This window comes from Sinimarinibacterium thermocellulolyticum (assembly GCF_040327995.1).
In the GTDB taxonomy this organism is placed as follows: Bacteria; Pseudomonadota; Gammaproteobacteria; order Nevskiales; family Nevskiaceae; genus Solimonas; species Solimonas thermocellulolyticum.
The window spans coordinates 2420-3958 of the sequence record NZ_JBEPIJ010000038.1; the positions used below are offsets into that span (position 1 = coordinate 2420).

A 1539-nucleotide genomic window follows, 5' to 3' on the forward strand; every position below is an offset into this window, starting at 1 on the left:
GACTCCAAGAGCAAGCAACTGATGCAGGTGATGGATGCGGCCAGAGACGCCGGCATCGGCGACATCGCGGTCGCGACCGAGGCGCAGGAGTAGGGCGCATGGTGCACGAGGCCGTCACCACCGATCTGGCGATCGCCAGCTCTGCGGGCCAGCCGATCCGCAACGTCCTGCGCCTGCTGCTGGGGGGTGTGGTCGCGGTCGTCGTCACGTTTGCGCTGTACTGGCTGATGGCGGAGCTGGTGGCGGCGGGGCGGGAAGCGATGACCGAGGCGCCGGCGGGCAAGATCGTCGACTTCGTGCGCGTCAAGCGCGACCAGAATCTGGAAGTCGAGCGGCCCAAGCCGGAGAAGCCGGACAAGCCGCAGGAGGCGCCGGACGCGCCGCCGCCGCCGGTGCAGGTGGAAGCGCCGACGGCCGGGGCGGTCCACATTGGCCAGATGCGGGTCGACTCCAGCCTCACCAGCGCGGGTTTTCGGCTGTCGGCCAGCGACGGCGAATACCTGCCGATCGTCAAGGTGGCGCCGGTGTATCCGGCGCGGGCGCAGAGCCGGGGCATCGAAGGCTGGGTGCTGCTGCAATTCACCGTCACCGAGACCGGATCGGTCAAAGACCCGGTCGTGCTCGAAGCCGAGCCGCCGGGCATTTTCGAGGAGGCGGCCAAGCGCGCCGTGCTCAAATTCAAGTACAAGCCGCGGGTCGAGAACGGCCGGCCGATCGAAGTGCCGGGCGTGCAGCACCTGATCACGTTTGAAATCGAACAGGGGCGTGGGCGATGAGGCGCGCTCGCCCCAGCCTGATCCGCAGCCTGATCGCACCGCTGGTCGCCGGCCTGCTGATTGGCAGCGCGGCCCACGCCCAGGACAGCAAGAAGCCGGCAAAGCCGCAGACCAAGCAGACCCAATTCATCAGCCAGGCGGTGTTCAAGGAGCTCGAAAAGGCCCAGCAGGCGATCGACGCCAAGGACGATGCGGCGGCGCTCGCGGCGCTGGACGGGGTCAAGGCGCGGGGCGACAAGCTCAACGACTACGAGCGCGCGACCCTGTTCAACCTCTACGCGGCGGTCTACTACAACCAGGGTGACACGCCCAAGGCGATCCAGGCTTACAGCGAAGTGCTCAAGACCCCGAACCTGCCGGAAGGCTTGAGGGACAGCACCCTGTTTGCGCTGGCGCAGATGTACTTCGTGATCGAGGACTATCCCAAGGCGATAAAGGTCCTCGATCAGTGGTTTAAAGTCGTGTCCGAACCCTCGGCGGACGCCCATGTGCTGCTGGCGCAGGCGCACTACCAGCAAGGCGACTTCAAGGCGGCCGAGCGCGCCCTGATCGATGCGCTCAAGCTGGCCAAGCAAAAGCAGCAGGCGCCCAAGGAGAACTGGCTGGCGCTGTTGCGGGCCGTCTACTACGAGCTGGGCGACTACGCCAAGGCGGCCAAGGTGCTGGAGATCCTGGTCGCGCAGTATCCGAGCGAGAGCTACGTGCTGCAGCTGTCGGGCATGTACGGGCTGATGGGCGAGCAGAAGAAGCAGCTGGCGACGCT

General features: G+C 66.5%; 2 protein-coding genes. Both read left to right on the forward strand.

Annotated elements, in window-relative coordinates:
* Positions 1–98 precede the first annotated feature (98 nt).
* Positions 99–776, forward strand: coding sequence for an energy transducer TonB (locus ABSH63_RS15615; protein WP_352891024.1), 678 nt, complete (start codon positions 99–101; stop codon positions 774–776).
* The coding region (locus ABSH63_RS15620; protein WP_352891026.1) for a tetratricopeptide repeat protein at positions 773–1539 on the forward strand (767 nt) is incomplete at its 3' end. The genes ABSH63_RS15615 and ABSH63_RS15620, both read left to right, overlap by 4 nt.

Bases quoted from the DNA above. Each gene is read 5' to 3' on its own strand.
- ABSH63_RS15615 (WP_352891024.1), top strand. From the start codon at position 99: ATGGTGCACGAGGCCGTCACCACCGATCTGGCGATCGCCAGCTCTGCG.